Origin of the sequence: Streptomyces sp. NPDC096040 (assembly GCF_040303265.1) — a bacterium.
In the GTDB taxonomy this organism is placed as follows: domain Bacteria; phylum Actinomycetota; class Actinomycetes; order Streptomycetales; family Streptomycetaceae; genus Streptomyces.
In genome coordinates this window covers 217,126-236,175 of record NZ_JBEOTA010000015.1, presented here as the reverse complement: position 1 = coordinate 236,175, position 19,050 = coordinate 217,126, and the positions used below count along the sequence as shown (strand labels likewise).

Annotated in this window: 11 protein-coding genes; 6 read left to right on the top strand and 5 right to left on the bottom strand. The window is 72.7% G+C overall.

Annotated features, from left to right (window positions below; all coding sequences use genetic code 11):
* Window positions 1–437: 437 nt before the first annotated feature.
* The gene (locus ABTY98_RS22570; RefSeq protein WP_352222705.1) at window positions 438–986 is read right to left on the bottom strand and encodes a MarR family winged helix-turn-helix transcriptional regulator; all 549 of its coding nucleotides are present in this window, start codon (window positions 984–986) and stop codon (window positions 438–440) included.
* A 152-nt stretch (window positions 987–1,138) separates the two neighbouring features.
* Between ABTY98_RS22570 and ABTY98_RS22565 the strand changes: the two genes are divergently transcribed.
* Window positions 1,139–2,398, top strand: a complete 1,260-nt coding sequence (locus tag ABTY98_RS22565) for an MFS transporter (RefSeq protein WP_352222721.1) — start codon at window positions 1,139–1,141, stop codon at window positions 2,396–2,398.
* Window positions 2,399–2,589: 191 nt separating this feature from the next.
* Here the strand turns inward: ABTY98_RS22565 and ABTY98_RS22560 are convergent, their stop codons facing one another.
* Complete coding sequence (locus ABTY98_RS22560; RefSeq protein WP_352222704.1) at window positions 2,590–4,236, bottom strand: ATP-binding SpoIIE family protein phosphatase; 1,647 nt, start codon at window positions 4,234–4,236, stop codon at window positions 2,590–2,592.
* Window positions 4,237–4,416: 180 nt separating this feature from the next.
* Window positions 4,417–5,796, bottom strand: a complete 1,380-nt coding sequence (locus tag ABTY98_RS22555; RefSeq protein ID WP_352222703.1) for an NAD(P)/FAD-dependent oxidoreductase — start codon at window positions 5,794–5,796, stop codon at window positions 4,417–4,419.
* Between the two features lie 391 nt (window positions 5,797–6,187).
* On the opposite strand from ABTY98_RS22555, the gene ABTY98_RS22550 reads away from it, so the two are divergent.
* Window positions 6,188–6,964, top strand: a complete 777-nt coding sequence (locus ABTY98_RS22550) for a TetR/AcrR family transcriptional regulator (protein ID WP_352222702.1) — start codon at window positions 6,188–6,190, stop codon at window positions 6,962–6,964.
* Window positions 6,965–7,188: 224 nt separating this feature from the next.
* Window positions 7,189–9,057, top strand: a complete 1,869-nt coding sequence (locus ABTY98_RS22545; protein WP_352222701.1) for a sigma-70 family RNA polymerase sigma factor — start codon at window positions 7,189–7,191, stop codon at window positions 9,055–9,057.
* Here the strand turns inward: ABTY98_RS22545 and ABTY98_RS22540 are convergent.
* Both ABTY98_RS22540 and ABTY98_RS22535 read right to left on the bottom strand, forming a co-directional pair.
* The gene (locus tag ABTY98_RS22540; protein WP_352222700.1) at window positions 9,044–12,340 is read right to left on the bottom strand and encodes an AfsR/SARP family transcriptional regulator; all 3,297 of its coding nucleotides are present in this window, start codon (window positions 12,338–12,340) and stop codon (window positions 9,044–9,046) included. The genes ABTY98_RS22545 and ABTY98_RS22540 overlap by 14 nt on opposite strands.
* Window positions 12,341–12,574: 234 nt before the next feature.
* A complete protein-coding gene (locus ABTY98_RS22535) occupies window positions 12,575–14,653 on the bottom strand; it encodes an asparagine synthase-related protein (RefSeq protein WP_352222699.1) in 2,079 nt (692 codons plus the stop codon).
* 738 nt (window positions 14,654–15,391) lie between these two features.
* Here ABTY98_RS22535 and ABTY98_RS22530 point away from each other — a divergent pair.
* The 3 genes from ABTY98_RS22530 to trmB all read left to right on the top strand — a co-directional run bounded on the left by ABTY98_RS22530 (window position 15,392) and on the right by trmB (window position 19,049).
* The gene (locus ABTY98_RS22530) at window positions 15,392–16,816 is read left to right on the top strand and encodes an NsdA family TPR-like regulatory protein (protein WP_352222697.1); all 1,425 of its coding nucleotides are present in this window, start codon (window positions 15,392–15,394) and stop codon (window positions 16,814–16,816) included.
* Between the two features lie 75 nt (window positions 16,817–16,891).
* Entirely contained in the window at window positions 16,892–18,112 is a 1,221-nt protein-coding gene (gene lhgD, locus ABTY98_RS22525; protein ID WP_502994313.1) for an L-2-hydroxyglutarate dehydrogenase, read from the top strand.
* Window positions 18,113–18,167: 55 nt separating this feature from the next.
* A complete protein-coding gene (gene trmB, locus ABTY98_RS22520) occupies window positions 18,168–19,049 on the top strand; it encodes a tRNA (guanosine(46)-N7)-methyltransferase TrmB (RefSeq protein ID WP_352222695.1) in 882 nt (293 codons plus the stop codon).
* The last annotated feature ends 1 nt before the right edge of the window (window position 19,050 follow it).

The window sequence follows — 19,050 nt, the reverse complement described above, 5'->3', positions numbered from 1 at the left end:
TGCGTTTCCGACTCTATCAGACCGTTTTCCGATCCGATTTCCTCGGTGCTTTCCAGGTTCCCGCTCTCGCGTTTCCCTTTCCGGCGGCTCCGACTCTATCAGATCCTTTCGGCGTCTGATTCCCCGTCAGAGGGGGTTGTCTTCACGGCTGTTGGGCCGTTCCGACGTCTCAAACCTTAGCGGATCCGCTCCGCGATGCCCAATCGAGCCTTGCGGTTCGGCCGGACAGCACAGAGACCCGAAATCGAATTGAATTCGGGGACGCCGAAATCAACCCGGTCGGGAGATCGTACTGATGGTTTGAATGCCGCTCATGCGGCGGAGGTGCTGTCGCAGAACCGTTACGGCTCCGCGGCAACCCGAAGAACTTTACGGGTCGGGCAGGGGGGTGTCAAGTGGCCCCTGTCAAGATCTTTTCTCAGCCCCCGTGACCTGCGTCAGTCCAGGTCGGTGAGCCGACCGCCGGCGTCGGGCTGGGCGTGCTCCACGCGGCGTAGCAGCCTGGTGAGGACCTCGCCGAGCACGGCGCGCTCCCCCGGGGAGAGGTCCTGGAGGAGATCCTCCTCGAAGACGGAGGCAAGGCGCATGGCCTCCAGCCACTTCTCGCGGCCCTCGGTGGTCAGCTCGACGATCACCCGTACGCGGTTGGACTCGTCCCGCTCCCGGGTGACGAGACCTTCGGCGACCATCCGGTCGATGCGGTGGGTCATCGCGGCCGGGGTGAGACCGAGCCGCTTGGCGAGGTCGCTGGGACCCAAGCGGTAGGGGACGCCGGAGAGGACGAGGGCCTTGAGGACCTCCCACTCGGCGTTGCTGATGCCGAGGGCCGCGGTCTGGCGGCCGTAGGCGACGTTCATCCGGCGGTTGAGCCGGGACAGCGCCGAGACCACCTTCTCGACCTGGGGGTCGAGGTCCTGGAATTCGCGCTGGTAGGCGGCGATCTGCTCGTCGAGTGTCGGCTCGCCGGCGCCGGGGGTGTCGGCCATCCCCGAAGTATCGCACGAACGAGCTTGGCGTTGAAGTCCTTCACCATGTAGTCTTTAGCTTCGAACTTTAGCTTCTAAGTCTTCAGACCTCAGCAGTCCGCTGACTTAACGACCTGAGAGAGGTGAACGTGACCAGGGCGATGGGCGCAGCGATGCGCCGGATCCACGTGGGGAACGCACTCAGCGCGTTCGGGCTCGGCTTCACCGTCCCCTACCTGTACGTCTATGTGGCGCAGGTACGAGGGCTCGGTGCCATGACAGCGGGCTTCGTGCTCGCTGTCTTCGCCGTGGCCGCGCTGATCGTCCTGCCGTTCGCCGGCAGGGCGATCGTGCGGGGCGGCCCGCTGCCGGTCCTTCTCACCGCCTTGGTCATGGCCTCGATAGGGGCGCTGAGCCTGGGCCTGGCGGGCCATGCGGCGACCGTGCTGGCCGCGGCCGCGCTGCTCGGGGCCGGGCAGGCGGTGATGCAGCCGGCGCTGGCGACGATGATCGTGGACTGCTCGACGGCGGAGACCCGGTCGCGGGCGTTCGCGACGCAGTTCTTCCTGCAGAACCTGGGGCTGGGTGTCGGTGGCCTCATCGGCGGCCATCTGGTCGACACGACCCGGGTCTCCTCCTTCACGCTCCTGTTCGCGATCGAGGCGGCGATGTTCCTGCTGCTGGTCGTGGTGATGTCGACGGTACGGATGCCGCACGCGCCGCGGATCGCGGGCGCTCCGGCCGCTGCCGCCAAGCGCGGCTGGAAGCAGTTGCTCGGGAACCGGGCGATGGTGCAGCTGTGCGTGCTGGGCTTTGTGCTGTTCTTCGCGTGCTACGGACAGTTCGAGTCCGGGCTGAGCGCGTACGGCGTCGAGGCGGCGGGGATATCGACGTCCGCGCTGGGGACCGCGCTGGCCGCGAACACGCTGATGATCGTGGTCGCCCAGTTCGCCGTGCTCAAGTTCGTCGAGCGTCGGCGGCGGTCCCGGGTGATCGCGGGGGTCGGGCTGATCTGGGCCGTGGCGTGGGTCGCGGCGGGGTACGCGGGGCTGGGACACGGCAGCCAGGAGATGGCGACGGCCGCATTCGTGTCGACGTACGCGCTGTTCGGGCTGGGTGAGGCGATGCTGTCGCCGACGGTCGCTCCGCTGGTGGCGGATCTTGCGCCCACGGGGATGGCCGGGCAGTACAACTCGGCGTTCGCGCTGGTCAAGCAGCTGGCGCTGGCGGTCGGACCGGCGGTGGGTGGTCCGATGGGGGCCTCGCTGCATGCACCGTACGTCGTGACGTTCCTGCTGTTCTCGCTGGGGATCAGTGTGCTGGCGGTCCGGCTCGGACAGCGGCTGACCACCGCCCAGGACCAGCCGTGGCTCGCCTCGAAGAGTGTGGTCGTGGCGAGGGGTGGAGCTGCTGCGGAGTCCGTGTCCGCGTAGGGGTGGGCTGAGGGCGGCGTTTTCGCTCGCCCGCGTTGGCGGGGTCCCGCCTGCGCCCACCCGAGCCGCCCCAGCGGCACGACTGCCCGCAGCCAAATAGCCGGCGGGAGTGCAGCGCCCGTTTAGGGGCGCGGGGAAGTGCGCGATCAGCCCCCACCACCCGCGGCCGACGTACTACCCGGCCCTACCCCCTACCCCTTCGGCAGCACGAACTCGCACCACACCGCCTTCCCGCCCCCCGGTGTCCTTCTCGACCCCCACCCCGAAGCGATCGTCGCCACGATCGCGATACCCCGGCCCGACTCGTCGCCCGGTTCCGCGCGGCGCCTCCTCGGCAGGTGGTCGTCGCCGTCGGTCACCTCGATGATCAGGCGGCGGTCGGTGCGGCGGAGCCGCAGTCGCATGGGTGGGGTGCCGTGCTGGAGGGAGTTGGCGACCAGCTCGCTCGCGGCGAGGACGCCCAGGTCGTGGAGTTCGGCCGGGAAGCGCCAGCTGGTGAGCACGCCGGAGGCGAACGCACGCGCGCGTGGCGCCGCTTCGACGCCGCCGAGGAGTTCCAGCGCCGCGTTGCGGAACAGCTCGCCGTCCGGGCCCGTGCGGGCCGGGTGCTGGAGGACCAGGACGGCGACATCGTCGTCGTGGTCGGCCGTGACGCCGGCCGAGCGGACCAGGCGGTCGCAGACGACCTGCGGAGTGCCGGTGGCTCCCGCCAGCGCGCGCTCGAGCGCCGCGATGCCCTCGTCCAGGTCCTCGTTACGGCGTTCCACCAGGCCGTCCGTGTAGAGGACGGCCGTGGAGCCGGGGCCCAGCGGTACCGAGCCCGACGTGTGGATCCAGCCGCCCGTGCCGAGCGGGGGGCCGTTCGGCTCGTCGGTGCGGACCACGGTGCCGTTCTCGTCGCGGACCAGGATCGGCAGATGGCCGGCCGAGGCGTACACCAGCCGGCCCTCGTTCGGGTCGTGGACGGCGTAGGCGCAGGTGGCGATCTGGTTGGCGTCGATCTCGGTGGCGAGGCCGTCGAGGAGCTGGAGGACCTCGTGCGGGGGGAGGTCCAGGCGGGCGTAGGCGCGGACCGCCGTACGGAGCTGGCCCATGACGGCCGCCGCGCGGACGCCCCGGCCCATCACGTCGCCGATGACGAGGGCGGTGCGGCCGCCGCCGAGGGTGATGACGTCGTACCAGTCGCCGCCGACCGCGGCCTCGGTGCCGCCGGGCTGGTAGGTGGCGGCGATCCGTAGATCGTCCGGTTGTTCGAGTTCCTGCGGGAGGAGGCTGCGCTGGAGGGTCACGGCCGTCTCGCGCTGGCGGCGCTCGCTGGCGCGCAGGCGCTCGGCCGCCTCGGCGTGGTCGGTGACGTCGGTGGCGAAGAGGAGGACGCCGCCGTCGTGGTCGCCGTTCTCGGCGACGGGTGTGCAGGTGAACGTGTAGGTGCGGCCGTCGAGCGCCTTGCGTGACTTCAACGTGCGGGGCTTGCCGCTGCGCAGGACCTGGTCGAGGAGGGGGAGGAGGCCGAGTTCGGCCAGTTCGGGCAGGGCCTCGCGGGCGGGGGCGCCCGGGGGTCGTACGCCGAAGGCCGTCGTATAGGCGTCGTTGACGTACGCGAGGCGGTGGTCGGAGCCGTGGACGAGGGCTACCAGGGCTGGGACGTGGTCCAGGACGTCACGGGCGGGCAGCTCGTCGACGGCGGGCACACAGAGCGAGTCGTCGGTCAGTTGTTCGACGCGGGCGGCGGGCACGGAGCCTTCCCCCCGTCGGTCCGGGGGGACCGCGTGCTCGGTCCGCGCTGCGGCGCGGCGCTGCGTTCCGGGGAGCCGGGCGCTCCAGCGCGTGAAGTTCACGAATCCTTGCCTCGTGTCGTCGTCTCCGGCCGGCTACGGGAGCGGCCGGGAGCGGGGGAAGTCCCCCGGTGCAGTTCTGGGGAGAAGCCTTGTGCTCGGTCGGGGGGCAGTCTGGCAGGGTGGCCGTCGGCGGCGACATTCGTCAGACGCCGGGGCGGGCCGTGGAGTTCCTGAGTTCCGTCAGGACGACCCGTTCGAGTCGTCGGAGGGACTCTGAGGAGGCTTTCCACCGGCCGCGAGTTCGAACTCCGCTCGGGGATGTTCGAGTGATCCGAGCGAGACGATCTCCCGTTTGAAGAGTCCGGAGAGGGTCCATTCGGCGAGCACACGGGCCTTGCGGTTGAAGGTGGGCACCCTGCTCAGGTGGTAGACGCGGTGCATGAACCAGGCAGGGTAGCCCTTCAGCCTGCGCCCGTAGGCCTGGGCGACACCCTTGTGCAGTCCGAGGGAGGCGACGGAGCCGACGTAGGCGTGGGCGTAGGTGTCGAGGGGTTCGCCGCGCAGCGCGTGGACGATGTTGTCGCCGAGAACCCTGGCCTGACGGACCGCGTGCTGTGCGTTGGGGGCGGTCTCGGTGCCGGGTTCGGCGGCGGTGACGTCGGGAACGGCGGCGGCGTCGCCCGCGGCCCAAGCGTGGTCGACGCCGTCGATGGTCAGCTCGGCGGTGCATTTCAGCCGCCCGCGCGGGGTGAGCGGAAGGTCGGTGGCGGCGAGCACGGGGTGCGGTTTGACGCCGGCCGTCCACACGAGCGTACGAGCGGGAAAGCGCTGGCCGTCGCTGAGGACCGCGATGCGGTCGGCGCAGGATTCCAGGCGGGTGTCGAGCAGCACCTGGATGTTGCGGTGGCGCAGTTCGGTGACGGTGTAGCGGCCCATCTCGGGGCCGACCTCCGGGAGGATCCGGTCGGTGGCCTCGACGAGGATCCACTTCATGTCCTCGGGCTGGACGTTGTGGTAGTACCGCGTGGCGTAGCGGGCCATGTCCTCCAGTTCGCCGAGGGCCTCCACGCCCGCGTAGCCGCCGCCGACGAAGACGAAGGTGAGGGCCGCGTCGCGGATCGCGGGGTCGCGGGTGGAGGAGGCGATGTCCATCTGCTCGATGACGTGGTTGCGCAGGCCGATGGCCTCCTCGACGGTCTTGAAGCCGATGCCGTGCTCGGCGAGACCGGGGATGGGCAGCGTGCGCGCGATCGAGCCGGGGGCGAGGACGAGTTCGTCGTACTCGAGGAAGGTGGCGCCTTTTCGCTCCTCGGCGGTGGCGAGGGTGGCGAGTTCGGCGGTGCGCTTGGCGTGGTCGATGGACGTCACCTCGCCGATGACGACATGGCACCGGTCCAGAACGCGGCGCAGGGGTACGACGACATGACGAGGGGAAATCGAACCCGCGGCCGCTTCGGGAAGGAACGGCTGGTACGTCATGTAGGGATCGGGAGTGACGACAGTGATGTCGACCTCGCCTCGCCTGAGCTCCCGCTTCAGCCTGCGTTGCAGTCGCAGGGCCGTGTACATCCCGACGTAGCCGCCGCCGACAACGAGAATGCGCGCACGTTCCTTCACCATCCCATGACGCACCCGTGACTGTTGTTTGTCCACAGCCCCGGCAATTTGTGTGACCGGCGGGCGGCTGTGCGGGGCACTGGGCGCGCGGCCTGGGGCGGACGAAAGGGGCCAGGTCAGCGGGGGCGGGCGAGGCGGCGCGAAGGCAACGAATCGGGAGGTAAGCGACCCGTACTCCGATCGGGGGGCGCACCGTGCGGAACGTCCCCCTTCTGAATTGACAGCCTCTCAACTATGTTCGTGTGTCGACGGGGTGTGGGGGATGTGGTCGAACGGTCCGCGACGGGCGGTCCGCCCGGCCGACGGTCCATGGACCGGCCGCGGTTCCGCTCGCTCCGGCCTTCAGTGCGGGGAGAGTCTCCGGGGGGAGACATCATTAACCGGGGGAACACAGATGCATATTCAGGACACACATTGGTCATCGGCCTCCGCCCTCGCGACGGGCGGCGCAACGGTGAGCGCGGCGACGGGCAACGGACGCGGCGACGGGCCGCGTACGACGCCGCTGCGGGTGGACGCACAGCGCAATCTGGAGCACGTACTGCGCGCGGCGCGCGAGGTCTTCGGCGAGCTGGGTTACGGCGCGCCGATGGAGGACGTGGCGCGCCGGGCGCGGGTCGGGGTCGGCACCGTGTACCGGCGCTTCCCGAGCAAGGACGTGCTGGTCCGGCGGATAGCCGAGGAGGAGACCTCCCGGCTGACCGACCAGGCGCGGTCCGCGCTCGGGCAGGAGGACGAGCCGTGGTCGGCGCTGTCGCGCTTCCTGCGGACCTCGGTGGCGTCGGGGGCGGGCCGGTTGCTGCCGCCGCAGGTGCTGCGCGTCGGGGTGCCGGAGGAGGTCGGCGGTTCCGGGGCCGGGGCCGAGGAGGCTCGGGTGCCGCAGCAGCGGACGCAGCCGGGTGCCGGTGAGTTGCGGCTGGTTCCGGAGGAGCGGGAGCCGGTGGCCGGCGCCGAGGACGACGCGGGAGCCGCCGCACTGCTCGAGGTTGTCGGACGGCTGGTGGAACGGGCCCGCACGGCCGGTGAGTTGCGGGCGGACGTCTCGGTGGCCGACGTGCTGCTGGTGATCGCCACGGCGGCGCCCTCGCTGCCGGATCCGGCACAGCAGGCTGCGGCTTCGTCGCGGTTGCTGGACATCCTGCTGGAGGGGCTGCGTTCCCGGCCGGCGTGAACTCTGAGTCATCGCCACCCGCACCAACCGCGCGCCTTTCGTGGTCGGGTGCGGGTGGACCCACCCGTTGATGTTTCCCCTTCCGGGTGATCATCAGTGCACCGCACCGACAAGTGCGCTCGGACGAGTGGTACGTCCGTCGCTCGGGGGCCTGAACAAAAGCCAATGTGGCAGTCTGACCCGGTGATCCGGTCGGGTTGGGCAGGCATCTGGGGCGTTCCGCGATGAGCGATGACGGGTGGGACGAGTCCGCCGGTGAGTCCGCCGGCGAGGGAACGACCTGGCCGCAGGTGCCCAGTCAGGGCGGGCGGGCCGGTGTACCACCCGTCGGCGAACCGCCGGAAGGGAACGTTCCGGCACAGCGGAGCGGGAGCCTGCTGCCACCGCCCCGGGAGCTGCCGCCCGCAGACAGCCAGTTGATCGAGCGGATGCGAAGCGGCGACGACTCGGCGTACGAGGAGTTGTACCGGCGGCACGCGGACGCGGTACGGCGGTATGCGCGGACCTGCTGCCGGGACGGGCACACCGCGGACGACCTGACCGCCGAGGTGTTCGCCCGGATGCTGCAGGCGGTGCGCGGTGGGGCCGGGCCCGAGTACGCCGTGCGCGCCTATCTGCTCACCTCCGTACGGCGGGTCGCCGCGCAGTGGGTGAGGTCGGCCCGGCGCGAGCAACTGGTCGGCGACTTCGCGGTGTTCGCGGCGCAGGCCTCGCACGCCTCCGAGGCCGCCGACGATGACACATTGGACCTCGGTGCCGATGTGCGCGCGATGCGCGTTGCCGAGCAGTCGATGGCGATGCAGGCGTTCCGTTCGCTGCCCGAGCGCTGGCAGGCCGTGCTGTGGCACACCGAGGTCGAGGACGAGTCGCCGAGCGAGGTGGCCACCCTGTTCGGGCTGGACGCCAACGGCACGCGTGTCCTTGCCAGCCGGGCCCGTGAGGGGCTGAAGCAGGCCTACCTCCAGGCCCATGTGAGCGCCTCCCTCATCGACGACGAGGAGTGCGCCCGCTACGCCGACCAGCTCGGCGGCTACGCCCGCCGCAAGCTGCGCATCCGCGCGGAGCGGGGGCTGCGCAAGCATCTGGAGGAGTGCGCCAAGTGCCGGCTGGCCGCGGCCCAGATCGAGGAGGTCGCCGCCGGTATCCCGGCCGTCGTACCGGTCGCGGTCATCGGCTGGTTCGGGGCCGCCGGGTACGCCAAGGCGCTCGGGATCGTCGCCGGCGGTGCCGGAGTGGGGGCCGCGGGCGCGGCCGCCGCGGCGGGTGGTTCGTCCGGCGGGGCGGGCGGCGGTGCCGGTGGTGCCGCGGCCTCGGAGGGGCTGGGGGCGCCGGTGAAGGCGGGGATCGCGGCCGGAGTGCTCGCGGCGGCGGCCGCCGCGCTGGCCCTCGCCCTGGTGAACGACAGCCACCCGGCCAAGGAGGTCGCCCGCCCCACCCCGTCCGCGCCGGTCATCGAGCCCGAGACGCCGGCCCCCGCCCCGCCGAAGAGGAAGCCGGAACCCGAGCCGGTCGTCCTCGCCCCGGAGCCGACCCCGAGACCCACCCCGACCGCGACTCCGACGCCCGCCCCGAGCCCCAGGCCGAAGCCGACCCCCACTCCGAAGCCCACCCCGGCCCCGAAGCCGACCCCCACCCCGACGCCCACTCCGCCGCCCGCTCCGGTCGTCTACCAGTGGAGTGAGCTGCGCTTCGACATCACCGGCGACGGCACCCGGCCCGAGATGCGGCTCGGCGAGAGCAGCTGGGTGTGGCAGCGGTACTGGGTGACGGTCGCCGGCGAGCAGTACGCGAACGGCGTCACCGTGCACGGCCGGTCCTCCGTCACCATCGACCTCAACCGCGAGTGCACCGCCTACGACGCGATGGCCGGCGTCGACGACATGACGCTCGGCCTCGGCAAGGTCGCCTTCGCCGTCTACGCGGACGGGGAGCGGCTGTGGCGGTCCGGGACGGTCGAGGGCGGGCAGGCCGCCGTACCCGTCCATGTGAACCTCGCCGGGCACCGGACCGTGCGGCTGGTGGCCGAACCGCAGACCGGTCTCGACCCGGTGGCGCTCGCCGACTGGGCCGACGCGAGGTTCACCTGCCGGTAACGGTGCCGGTGTCCATCGGCGTCCTGCTCAGTTCGCGCAGGACGTCCTCCTCGGTGAGGGACGCACCGAGCGAGCGCTCGGCCGCGTAGCGCTCCGGGGTCAGCACCGCGCGGGCCGCCGCGTCGATCTCCCCGGCGCGTGCGCCCTCCGGCTCGGGGCGGACGCCGCCCGCCCGCCAGTGGTCGGTGGCGGCGAACAGCCGTACCGCGCCCGCCAGATCGCCGAGCCGGGCCAACAGGTCGGCGCCGACGTCCACCAGCGCCGCCGTGATCACCTCGGCGCACCGGGACTCCATCGCCTCGCGCAGCCCCCCGGCCACGATCGGCAGCCCCTGCCGCGGGCCGTGCTCCATCGCCGCGATCAGGGCCTCGACCGCGCGGAATCCCGCCATGAACTGCGGTGGCGGGGTACCGCCCAGCGTCGCAGCGCGGGCGGCCTCGCAGAACTCGCGCGCCCGGGCCAGGTCCCCCTCGTGCTGAGCCATGTGCGCCCGCAGCAGCGCCACGAACGCCTGCGACTCCGCCACCCCGTACCGGTCGGAGGCCTCGCTCGCCTGGTCCAGGGTGGCCCGGGCGGTCGCCCGGTCGCCCGTGCGGTAGGCGATCTCGGCGAGCCGCGCGATCAGGAACGGCGTCTCGGCGTACGCGCCGACCTCGTGGGCCTGTCGCAGCGCCTCGTCGTACTCGGCCTCCGCCTCCGCGAACAGGCCGCGCGCCATGGCCGCCTCGCCGGCCGCGCTGCACACCTGCGCCCGCATCCAGCGGTCCCCGACCCGCCTGCTGAGGATCCGCAGCTCCGCGAGGTCCTCGTCGACGCCCCGCAGATTGCCGGGCGAGTCGACCATGACATGGGCGCGGTACATCAGGGCGACGCCGGTCTCCCAGTCGCCGCCGTACATCCGGCAGTTGGCGACGACGGCGGCCATGTCCGGGCCGACGTCCGCCGAGCCGCCCAGGAACCAGGCGGTCAGCGGCCAGATGATGCCGGGCAGCCGGGCCGCCCGGGGACCGCCCGCCTCAAAGGCGCCCCGGACCAACGCGACGTACTTCGGGGCCCGCTCGTCCGCCACCAGGCCGGCCGGGGAGGACTCGGACGCCAGGAACAGGTCGAACATCCGCAGGTCCATGCGCAGCTCGTACAGCGGATGCCCGGCCTCGCCGTCCGGAGCGGCCAGCAGCGCGCCCACCGGGTCCGCCGCGTCGGCCAGCGCACGCAGTTCCTCCGGGCCGGCGCCGTCCGGCAGGGCGTCCCGCGCGACGCCCAGGCGTAGCACCGCGCCCGTCCAGGCCATGGCCTCCGGGCGGTAGTTCCGCAGCCACCAGAACCAGCTGACGGCGAGGACGATCCGGCCCGCCAGCACCTCGTCGCCCGCGCACACCGCGCGGTCGAGGGCGGCGCGGATGTTGTCGAGGTCGGCCTCCAGGCGGCGGATCCACGACAGCTGCTCACCGGACCGCAGCTTCGGCTCCGCCTCCTCCACCAGCGCGCGCACCCAGGTGCCGTGCCGGCGCTCGGCCGCCGCGCGCAGCCCCGGGACCTCGGCGGCACGCTCGACGGCGTACTCGTGGATGGTCTCCAGCATGCGGTAGCGCATACCGCCGGTGCAGTCCGGGATGTCCGGGGTGGCGACGATCAGGGACTTGTCGACGAGCGTGCCGATGAGGTCGGCGACGGGACCGGTGCACACGGCCTCGGCCGCCGTGAGGTCCCAGCCGCCGGCGAAGACGGACACCTCGCGCAGGACCGTGCGCTCCCCTTCGTCGAGCAAGTCCCAGGACCAGTCGACGACCGCGCGCAGGGTCTGCTGGCGGGGCAGGACCGTGCGGCTGCCGGAGGTGAGCAGACGGAAGCGGTCGTCGAGCCGGTCGGCGATCTGCCGGGGTGTCAGCAGCCGCAGCCGGGCCGCCGCGAGCTCGATGGCCAGCGGCAGTCCGTCCAGGCGGCGGCAGATCTCGTCGACCGCCGTCCGGTCGCCCGGCGCGCCACGGGCGTCGGGGCGGACGGTGGCGGCGCGCTCCTCGAAGAGCCGGTGCGCCTGCTCGGGGACGAGGGGCTCGACCGGGCGCACCGACTCACCTGGGACGCCCAGGGGTTCACGACTGGTGGCCAGGATCGTGAGCCCCGGGCAGCGGGTGAGCAGGGTCTCGGCGAGGGCGGCCGCCGCTTCGATGACATGTTCGCAGTTGTCAAGGATCAGGAGTTGGCTGCGCCGTGCGCAGTACTCGACGAGCAGGGCCGTGGGGTCGGCCTGCGGGGTCGCCAGCTCGTTGGTCATGAGCACGGTCTCGCGCAGACCGAGCGCGCTGACCACCGCGCCTGGCACCGCCTCCGGCCGGTCGAGCGGGGCGAGCTCGACGAGCCATGCCTGCGGGAGCCCGGCGGCGGCCTCCTCGGCGAGACGGGTCTTTCCGGAGCCGCCCGGTCCGGTGAGGGTGACGAGGCGGGCCCTGTGCAATTCGGAACGAACCGCGTCGAGTTCGGGTTCCCGGCCCACGAAAGAGGTAAGCCGTGGACGCAGGTTGCCGGTGCGGGGCGGGGGTGTGCCCAGCGGGGTTGCCTCCTGTCTCAGCAACGACGCGTGCAGGGCCTGGAGTTCCGGGCCGGGGTCGGTGCCGAGGCCTTCGGCGAGGGTGCGGCGGGCGGTCTCGTACGCGGCGAGGGCGTCCGCCGGGCGGCCGGTGTCGCGCAGGGCGCGGATGAGGAGAGCGTGCAGCGGTTCGTCGTACGGGTGCGCCGTGGCCAGCTCGGTCAGCTCCGGTACGACGTCGGAGGCGCGGCCGAGGCGGAGGGCGGCGTCGGCGCGGGTGCGGGCGGCCTCCAGCCGGAGCGCCTCGGGGCGGGCGGCGGCCGTCACGCGGTCGGGGAGGTCGGCGAGGGCGGGGCCGCGCCACAGGGCGAGGGCATCGGTGAGGACGCGGTGGGCTGTCGCCGGGTCGGCGGCGGCGAGGGCGGCCGCGCCGTCGCGTGCCCGCCGTTCGAAGAGGTGGAGGTCGATGTCGTCCTTGGCAGCGGCCAGGCGGTAGCCGCCGGGGGTGGAGACGACGGTGTCCTTGCCGAGGGCACGGCGAAGCCGGCCGACGAGGGCCTGGAGGGCGGCCGGGGCGTCCTGCGGCGGGTTGTCGTCCGCCGCCCAGACCTCCTCGATGAGGGTCTCGGGGGTGAGGGTGCGACCGGGGTGCAGTGCGAGGGCGGTGAGCAGCGCGCGGAGGCGGGGGCCGCCGATGGGTACGGGGGTGCCCTGGTCATCGGTCGCTTGGGTCACACCCAGAATTCGGTACCGCACCGGGTCATTGTCGCCGGGGAGCGGTGGCGTGGCACCGGGATTTCGGGAGCGGGGCTGGAAGGCTGCCCGGGGCGGGGGGTGTCGCTTACCAGCGCCGGCAGGGTGCCGCCGCGCCCCGTGAGGGGCGCGGGGCCGCGTTGGGTGAGCGGCTACCGCCGCGTGGGCGCGACCAGCCCCCACACACCCGCACACGACACCCGACCGGCAGCACGACGGCGGGCCCCGGACGGTTGGTCACGCCCCCGAAGCCAGCGCCCCCCTCATCGGACGTATCCCCGCAGGGACCGCACGTGCGCGTGCCGGTGTCCCCGTCCAGCAGGTGCCCCGGCGGGACAGGAGGCGGCGTAGCCACAGTTCCAGGGCGACCAGGTCGGCCAGGCCGTCCAGGGGGAGAGGTTCACCCGCCGCCGCGGCGCGCAGCGCCTTGCGGACCACCCTCGCCTCCACCAGGCCCGCCTGCGCCAGCAGCGGCGTCGAGAAGAGGGCGATCAGGTCGTCGGCCGCCACGCGCAGCCCCGTGCGGGTGGCGGCCGCGGAGGAGGCGTGGGAGGGGGCGCCCCAGCCCGGGGGGAGGTCGGCGACGCCGGCGCCCTCCAGAACCGTACGGAGGATGGCGGCGCGGGCCCCGGGCTGGACGCGCAGCGCTTCGGGAAGGGCGCGGCAGGCGCGGACCACCTGGTTGTCGAGGAAGGGGGCGTGCAGGCGCTGGGAGCGGATTTCCGCGGCCTGTTCCAGGACGCGGATGTCGGCCGCGTGGCGGGCCAGCACCGCACGCGCGCGATAGTCTCCGGGACGCTGGCCGGGGCCGACCCCGGAGCGGTTCGCCGCCCCCTGGAGCAGAACCGATACTTCAGCCAGTGCCTCGCCCGTCAGCCAGCGCGCCGCCGGGCCGGGTCTCGCCCAGGTGAGCGCGGCGAGGGACGCGCCCACCGCGCCTCCCGGTTCGTCGAAGCGGCGCCGCAGCAGGCGCTCGGCGAGGGTCTCGACGCCCGCGCCGTACGGCGTTCGCGCCAGCCGGCGCGCCGCGCTGTACACGCGCGCGGGGACCATCACCGAGCCGTCGGCCCTGGCGAGCGCGGCGACCGGGCGGACGAGGTGCCGGCGCTTGCGGTCCATCAGCAGGTCTGCGAGGCGCGCGGGGTGCGCGTCCAGGACCTGGCGGGCGCCGTAGCCGGTGAAGTGGTCGGCGCTGCCGGCGGCCAGGCGGGCGCGGTGTCTGGCGGCCTGGACGAGGGACGGCCCCGGTTCGTCGGTCAGCGGGCCCTCCAGGTCGGCGTACGGCAGCATGTCCTCGCCGCCGGCCACCACCACGTGGTGCAGCCGCGGGTTGGCCGCCAGGGTTCCCGCGCGTTCCAGTTCCGCCTCGCGGCCGCCCACCGTGAGGTCGTTGAAGGTGACCGCGAGGAGACGCTCGCCGGCGCCCGTGCCGTGGCCCAGGACCGTGCCGGGCATGCCGGGCAGGCCTGCGGCCAGCAGGGCGAGGGTGCCGGAGGCCGGGCCGCCGGAGAGGTCGGCGCCGATGCCCGGGACCGGCATCCCGCGCGCCGCGCGCCGCTCGGCGGGGCCCATGCCGGGCACCGGACCCGGGTCGATGTCCGGGACGTGCCGGGGCGCCGACAGCCGCGCGCGTACGGCTTCTACGAGCGCGTCCCGTACGGCGTCCACCGCACGGTCCGGGTCGGCGGAGGGTGCCGCGACCGCGAGCGAGGCGACCTGCTCGTAGCCGGCGATCTCGCGCGCCCCGGTGCGCAGGATCAGCGCATGCCCCGGCGGAATGCGCCGTACGCCCTCGTACGGGGTCGAGTCGTGGACCGCGGCCGGTACCTCGGGGGCGGCCAGGAGCGCGGCGAGGTGGCCGTAGTCGAGGTTGGCCTCGATCAGGTCGGCGAGCGGCAGCGCGGCCGTGGCGTAGGCCGTACCGCCTGCCCAGGGGGTGTGGAAGACCGGGCGGGCGCCCGCGAGGTCGCCGCAGACGGTGACCCGGCGGCCGACCTGGACGACGGCGGTGTAGCTGCCGGGCCAGGCGGTCAGATGCCGGAGTGCGCCCCCGCGCGCCGTGAAGAGGCCGAGGCGCAGCTCCTCGTCGGTGGCGCCGCAGGTGCCGAGGACGGCGATACGGTTCTGGGCGTCGGCCCTGATGACGCGTACCTCGTCGGGCCGCCAGTCGCCGACGGCCCAGAGCGGGTCCGGGTCGCCCCACAACAGCTGGGAGCCGACGGGGTGGACGGTCTCGCCGTCGTATCCCATGGCGCCGGCGGAGCCGATCGTGGCGGCACCGGAGGCGGTGCTGCTCCATCCCACCAACCACCGCATCGACGCCTCCACAGGCTGTGGACAACCATGCACGGTACGAACTGGATCCCCATGCTGCCATGAAGGACGCGCTCCGGAGGGGCGGTGGGGCCGCCTTTGATCCCCGGAAGACTTCCGGGAGTTGCCGCAGGACCGGGTACACCCGCGTGCCATGGAAGAGCCGCAGCAGAAGCCAACCGCCGTACGGCACCAGGTGACTGCGACGCGAATGCGCCCCCTGTACGCTCCCCCAGAACGCCCTGCGCGCCCTCAATTCCCATGGTAGGAGCGTTGATCACCCACAGAAGGCGGGGTCGATTTTCGGCCAATTCGGCGAGGTCGGCGTGGCGGTGCGCACGCTCCGTACATGCTTTGCGCACCGCCACGCGCGTGTGCTCGAACGCGCACAGTCCGGGAGGCGGGCATCGCCTCCCGGACCGGTCCGCCACCCGCGGGGATTGAGGTGGCGGTGTCCCCCAGCCCACTGGATCCAGTACAGCGGGCCGACCCACGCACAGACCATGGAACCGCTCCCCCGATGGCCGGAGAAGAGCGCACGGACGGGCGCACGGCCACACGGCGGGGGCACGAAGCGACAGGCCGTGCACGGTGCGTATATGGGCCGCACTCGCGTACGGACCACAATCCCGCCATCCGGAACAATGCCCCTTAACGCTTGGGATGCGGCGAACTACGCTGGGTTTACGAATGCCGCGTGGTTATGCCACTGCGGCAGCCGTCTGTGTCGAGGGGTGGCGCATGTCCAGGGAGCAACGCGGGCCGAACGAAAAACTCGGCACCGTTCTCGCCCTCGCGGGAATCAGCAACGCAGGACTCGCGCGACGCGTCAACGATCTTGGCGCTCAACGCGGGTTGACTCTTCGCTACGACAAGACGTCGGTGGCGCGCTGGGTGTCGAAGGGCATGGTGCCGCAGGGCGCCGCGCCGCATCTCATCGCCGCCGCGATCGGCCAGAAGCTCGGCCGCCCGGTGCCGCTCCACGAGATCGGCCTGGCGGACGCGGATCCCGCGCCCGAAGTGGGCCTCGCCTTTCCCAGGGACGTGGGACAGGCGGTGCGGTCGGCGACCGAGCTGTACCGCCTCGACCTCGCCGGCCGCCGGGCCGGCTCCGGCGGCATCTGGCAGTCGCTGGCCGGATCGTTCGCAGTGAGCGCGTACGCAACGCCCGCCTCGCGCTGGCTGATAACCCCCGCCGACAGTTCGGTCGCGCGCGAGGCGAACACCGCCGAGGCCTCCGGCGCACCGCTCAAAGTCGGCCACAGCGATGTGCAGAAGCTGCGGGAGGCCGCCGAGGACGCCAGGCGCTGGGACTCCAAGTACGGTGGCGGCGACTGGCGTTCGTCGATGGTGCCGGAGTGTTTACGAGTGGAGGCGGCACCGCTGCTGCTCGGCGCGTACTCCGACGAGGTCGGGCGGGCCCTGTTCGGGGCGAGCGCCGAACTGACGCGGCTGGCCGGGTGGATGGCCTTCGACACGGGACAGCAGGAAGCCGCGCAGCGGTACTACATCCAGGCGCTGCGGCTCGCCCGCGCGGCGGCCGATGTGCCGCTCGGCGGGTACGTCCTGGCATCGATGTCGTTGCAGGCGACGTACCGCGGGTTCGGCGACGAGGGCGTCGACCTCGCGCAGGCGGCCGTCGAACGCAACCGGGGGCTGGCCACCGCGCGCACCATGAGCTTCTTCCGGCTGGTCGAGGCACGGGCACACGCGCGTGCGAGTGACGCACAGGCGGCGGGGGCCGCGCTGAAGGCCGCGGAGGGGTGGCTGGAGCGGGCGCGCGAGGGGGACAACGATCCCTCCTGGCTCGGCTTCTACGGATACGACCGGTTCGCCGCCGACGCCGCCGAGTGCTACCGGGACCTGAAGGCGCCACGGCAGGTGCGGCGGTTCACGGAGCAGGCGCTGTCCAAGCCGACGGAGGAGTTCGTACGGTCGCACGGGCTGCGGCTGGTCGTGTCCGCCGTTGCCGAACTGGAGTCCGGGAACCTCGACGCGGCGTGCGAGCAGGGGGTGCGGGCGGTGGAGGTGGCCGGGCGGATCTCGTCGGCCCGGACGACCGAGTACGTGAAGGACCTGCTGCATCGCCTGGAGCCCTACGGGGACGAGCCGAGGGTGGTGGAGCTGCGGGAGCGGGCGCGTCCGCTGTTGATGGCCCCGGCGTGAGGTCTGACGGGGCGCTTCACCGACCCCGCGTTTGAAGTGACTGTCAGTGGCGCAGTGCACTATCGAACGTGGGAGGTGGTGCAGGTGTCTGCTGGGGTTGCTTACGACTGTGACGTGCTCGTCGTCGGGGGTGGGATCGTCGGGCTGTCCACGGCGTATGCGATCAGCCGTACCGCGCCCGGTACCCGGGTCACCGTGCTGGAGAAGGAAGCCGGACCGGCGAGGCACCAGACGGGCCGGAACAGCGGGGTCATCCACAGCGGGATCTACTACCGGCCCGGGTCGCTGAAGGCGCGGTACGCCGTCAAGGGTGCCGCCGAGATGGTCAAGTTCTGTGCGGAGTACGGCATCGCGCACGCCGTCACCGGCAAGCTGATCGTCGCCACCGAGCGGGCGGAGCTGCCCCGGCTGCACGCACTCGTGCAGCGCGGCCGGGAGAACGGGATTCCGGTGCGGGAGCTGGGGGCCGCCCAGATCAGGGAGTACGAGCCCGAGGTGCGGGGGCTGGCCGCCATACACGTCGGGACGACCGGGGTGTGCGACTTCGCGGGGGTCGCCCGGCAGCTCGGAGAGGCCTCGGGCGCGGAGATCCGGTACGGGGCCCGGGTGGAGCGGATCGACCGGCGGCCGGAGCTCGGGGTCGCCGTACGGACGGCCGCCGGAGCCGTCGTACGTGGGCGCGTGCTGGTGAACTGTGCCGGGCTGTACTGCGACGAGATGGCCCGGCTGGCCGGGGACGAGCCGGGGATGCGCATCGTGCCGTTCCGGGGGGAGTACTACGAACTGGCGCGGCGAGAGCTGGTGCGGGGGCTGGTGTACCCGGTGCCGGATCCGGCGTTCCCGTTCCTCGGGGTGCATCTCACGCGCGGGATCGACGGGGGCGTGCACGTCGGGCCCAACGCGGTGCCGGCGCTGGCCCGGGAGGGGTACGGGTGGGGGGTTGTACGGCCCCGGGAGGTCGCGGGGACGCTGGCCTGGCCGGGGGCGTGGGCGCTGGCGCGGCGGCACTGGCGGTACGGGGGCGGGGAGCTGCGTCGGTCGGTGTCGAAGCGGGCGTTCACTACGGCCGTACGGCGGCTGCTGCCGGCCGTGACGGAAGCGGACCTGGTGCCGGCGGCGGCCGGGGTGCGGGCGCAGGCGGTGCTGCGGGACGGGTCGCTGGTCGACGACTTCCTGATCAAGGAGGGCGCGCGGACGGTGCATGTGCTGAACGCGCCCTCGCCCGCGGCGACGGCCTCGCTGCCGATCGGGCGGGAGGTGGCGCGCAGGGCACTGGAGATGCTGGGCTCGGTGTGAGCTCGTCGCGACCCCCGCCGGTCCGTCCCGCACGGGCCGTAAAATCGACTGCACTGTGTCTGACTCGCTCAATGCCCCAGAGACCCCCCGGCCCGCCGAGACCGTCCCCGGCGCGGGCTCCCCGCATGCTCCCGGTGTGTCCGTCCGGCGCACCCGGGCCAAGGGGGAGCCGCGGTTCCCGGACGGGCCCAGCGCCGATCCGGCCGGATCCCACTTCGAGCGGCGGATCCGCAGTTTCCAGCCACGGCGGAGCCGGGTCACCACCGGACAGGCGGACGCACTGCAGCGGCTGTGGCCCAAGTGGGGGCTGGACATCGACGGGCAGCACGTCATCGATCTCGGTGAGCTGTTCGGCAACGGCAATCCCGTCGTCCTGGAGATCGGGTTCGGGATGGGTGAGGCGACCGCGCAGATGGCCGCCGGGGACCCGGGCACCAACATCCTCGCCGTCGACGTGCACACGCCGGGACAGGGGAACCTGCTCAACCTCGCCGACCAGAACGGGCTGTCCCACATCCGCGTCGGCAACGGGGACGCGATCATCCTGCTGCGGGAGATGCTCACACCCGACTCGCTCGACGGGCTGCGGGTGTACTTCCCTGACCCCTGGCCGAAGAAGCGGCACCACAAGCGGCGGCTGATCCAGCCCGAGTTCCTCGACCTCGCCGCGGCCCGGCTGAGGCCGGGGGCGATCGTGCACTGCGCGACGGACTGGGAGCCGTACGCCGAGCAGATGCTGGAAGTACTCGACGCACACCCGGAGTTCGAGAACACGCAGGCCGAGGGTGGTTTCGCGCCACGTCCCGCATACCGGCCGCTGACCCGTTTCGAGGGTCAGGGACTGGACAAGGGACATGTGGTGAACGATCTGCTCTTCCGTCGCGTACAGCATCCGGTGCAGCAGGGCGAACAGCACCGACAGGAGTCACCTCGTTAGG

Coding starts and splice junctions, on each gene's coding strand:
- ABTY98_RS22570 (WP_352222705.1), bottom strand. CDS start 986: ATGGCCGACACCCCCGGCGCCGGCGAGCCGACACTCGACGAGCAGATC.
- ABTY98_RS22565 (WP_352222721.1), top strand. CDS start 1,139: ATGCGCCGGATCCACGTGGGGAACGCACTCAGCGCGTTCGGGCTCGGC.
- ABTY98_RS22555 (WP_352222703.1), bottom strand. CDS start 5,796: ATGGTGAAGGAACGTGCGCGCATTCTCGTTGTCGGCGGCGGCTACGTC.
- ABTY98_RS22550 (WP_352222702.1), top strand. CDS start 6,188: ATGCATATTCAGGACACACATTGGTCATCGGCCTCCGCCCTCGCGACG.
- ABTY98_RS22545 (WP_352222701.1), top strand. CDS start 7,189: ATGAGCGATGACGGGTGGGACGAGTCCGCCGGTGAGTCCGCCGGCGAG.
- ABTY98_RS22535 (WP_352222699.1), bottom strand. CDS start 14,653: ATGCGGTGGTTGGTGGGATGGAGCAGCACCGCCTCCGGTGCCGCCACG.
- ABTY98_RS22530 (WP_352222697.1), top strand. CDS start 15,392: ATGTCCAGGGAGCAACGCGGGCCGAACGAAAAACTCGGCACCGTTCTC.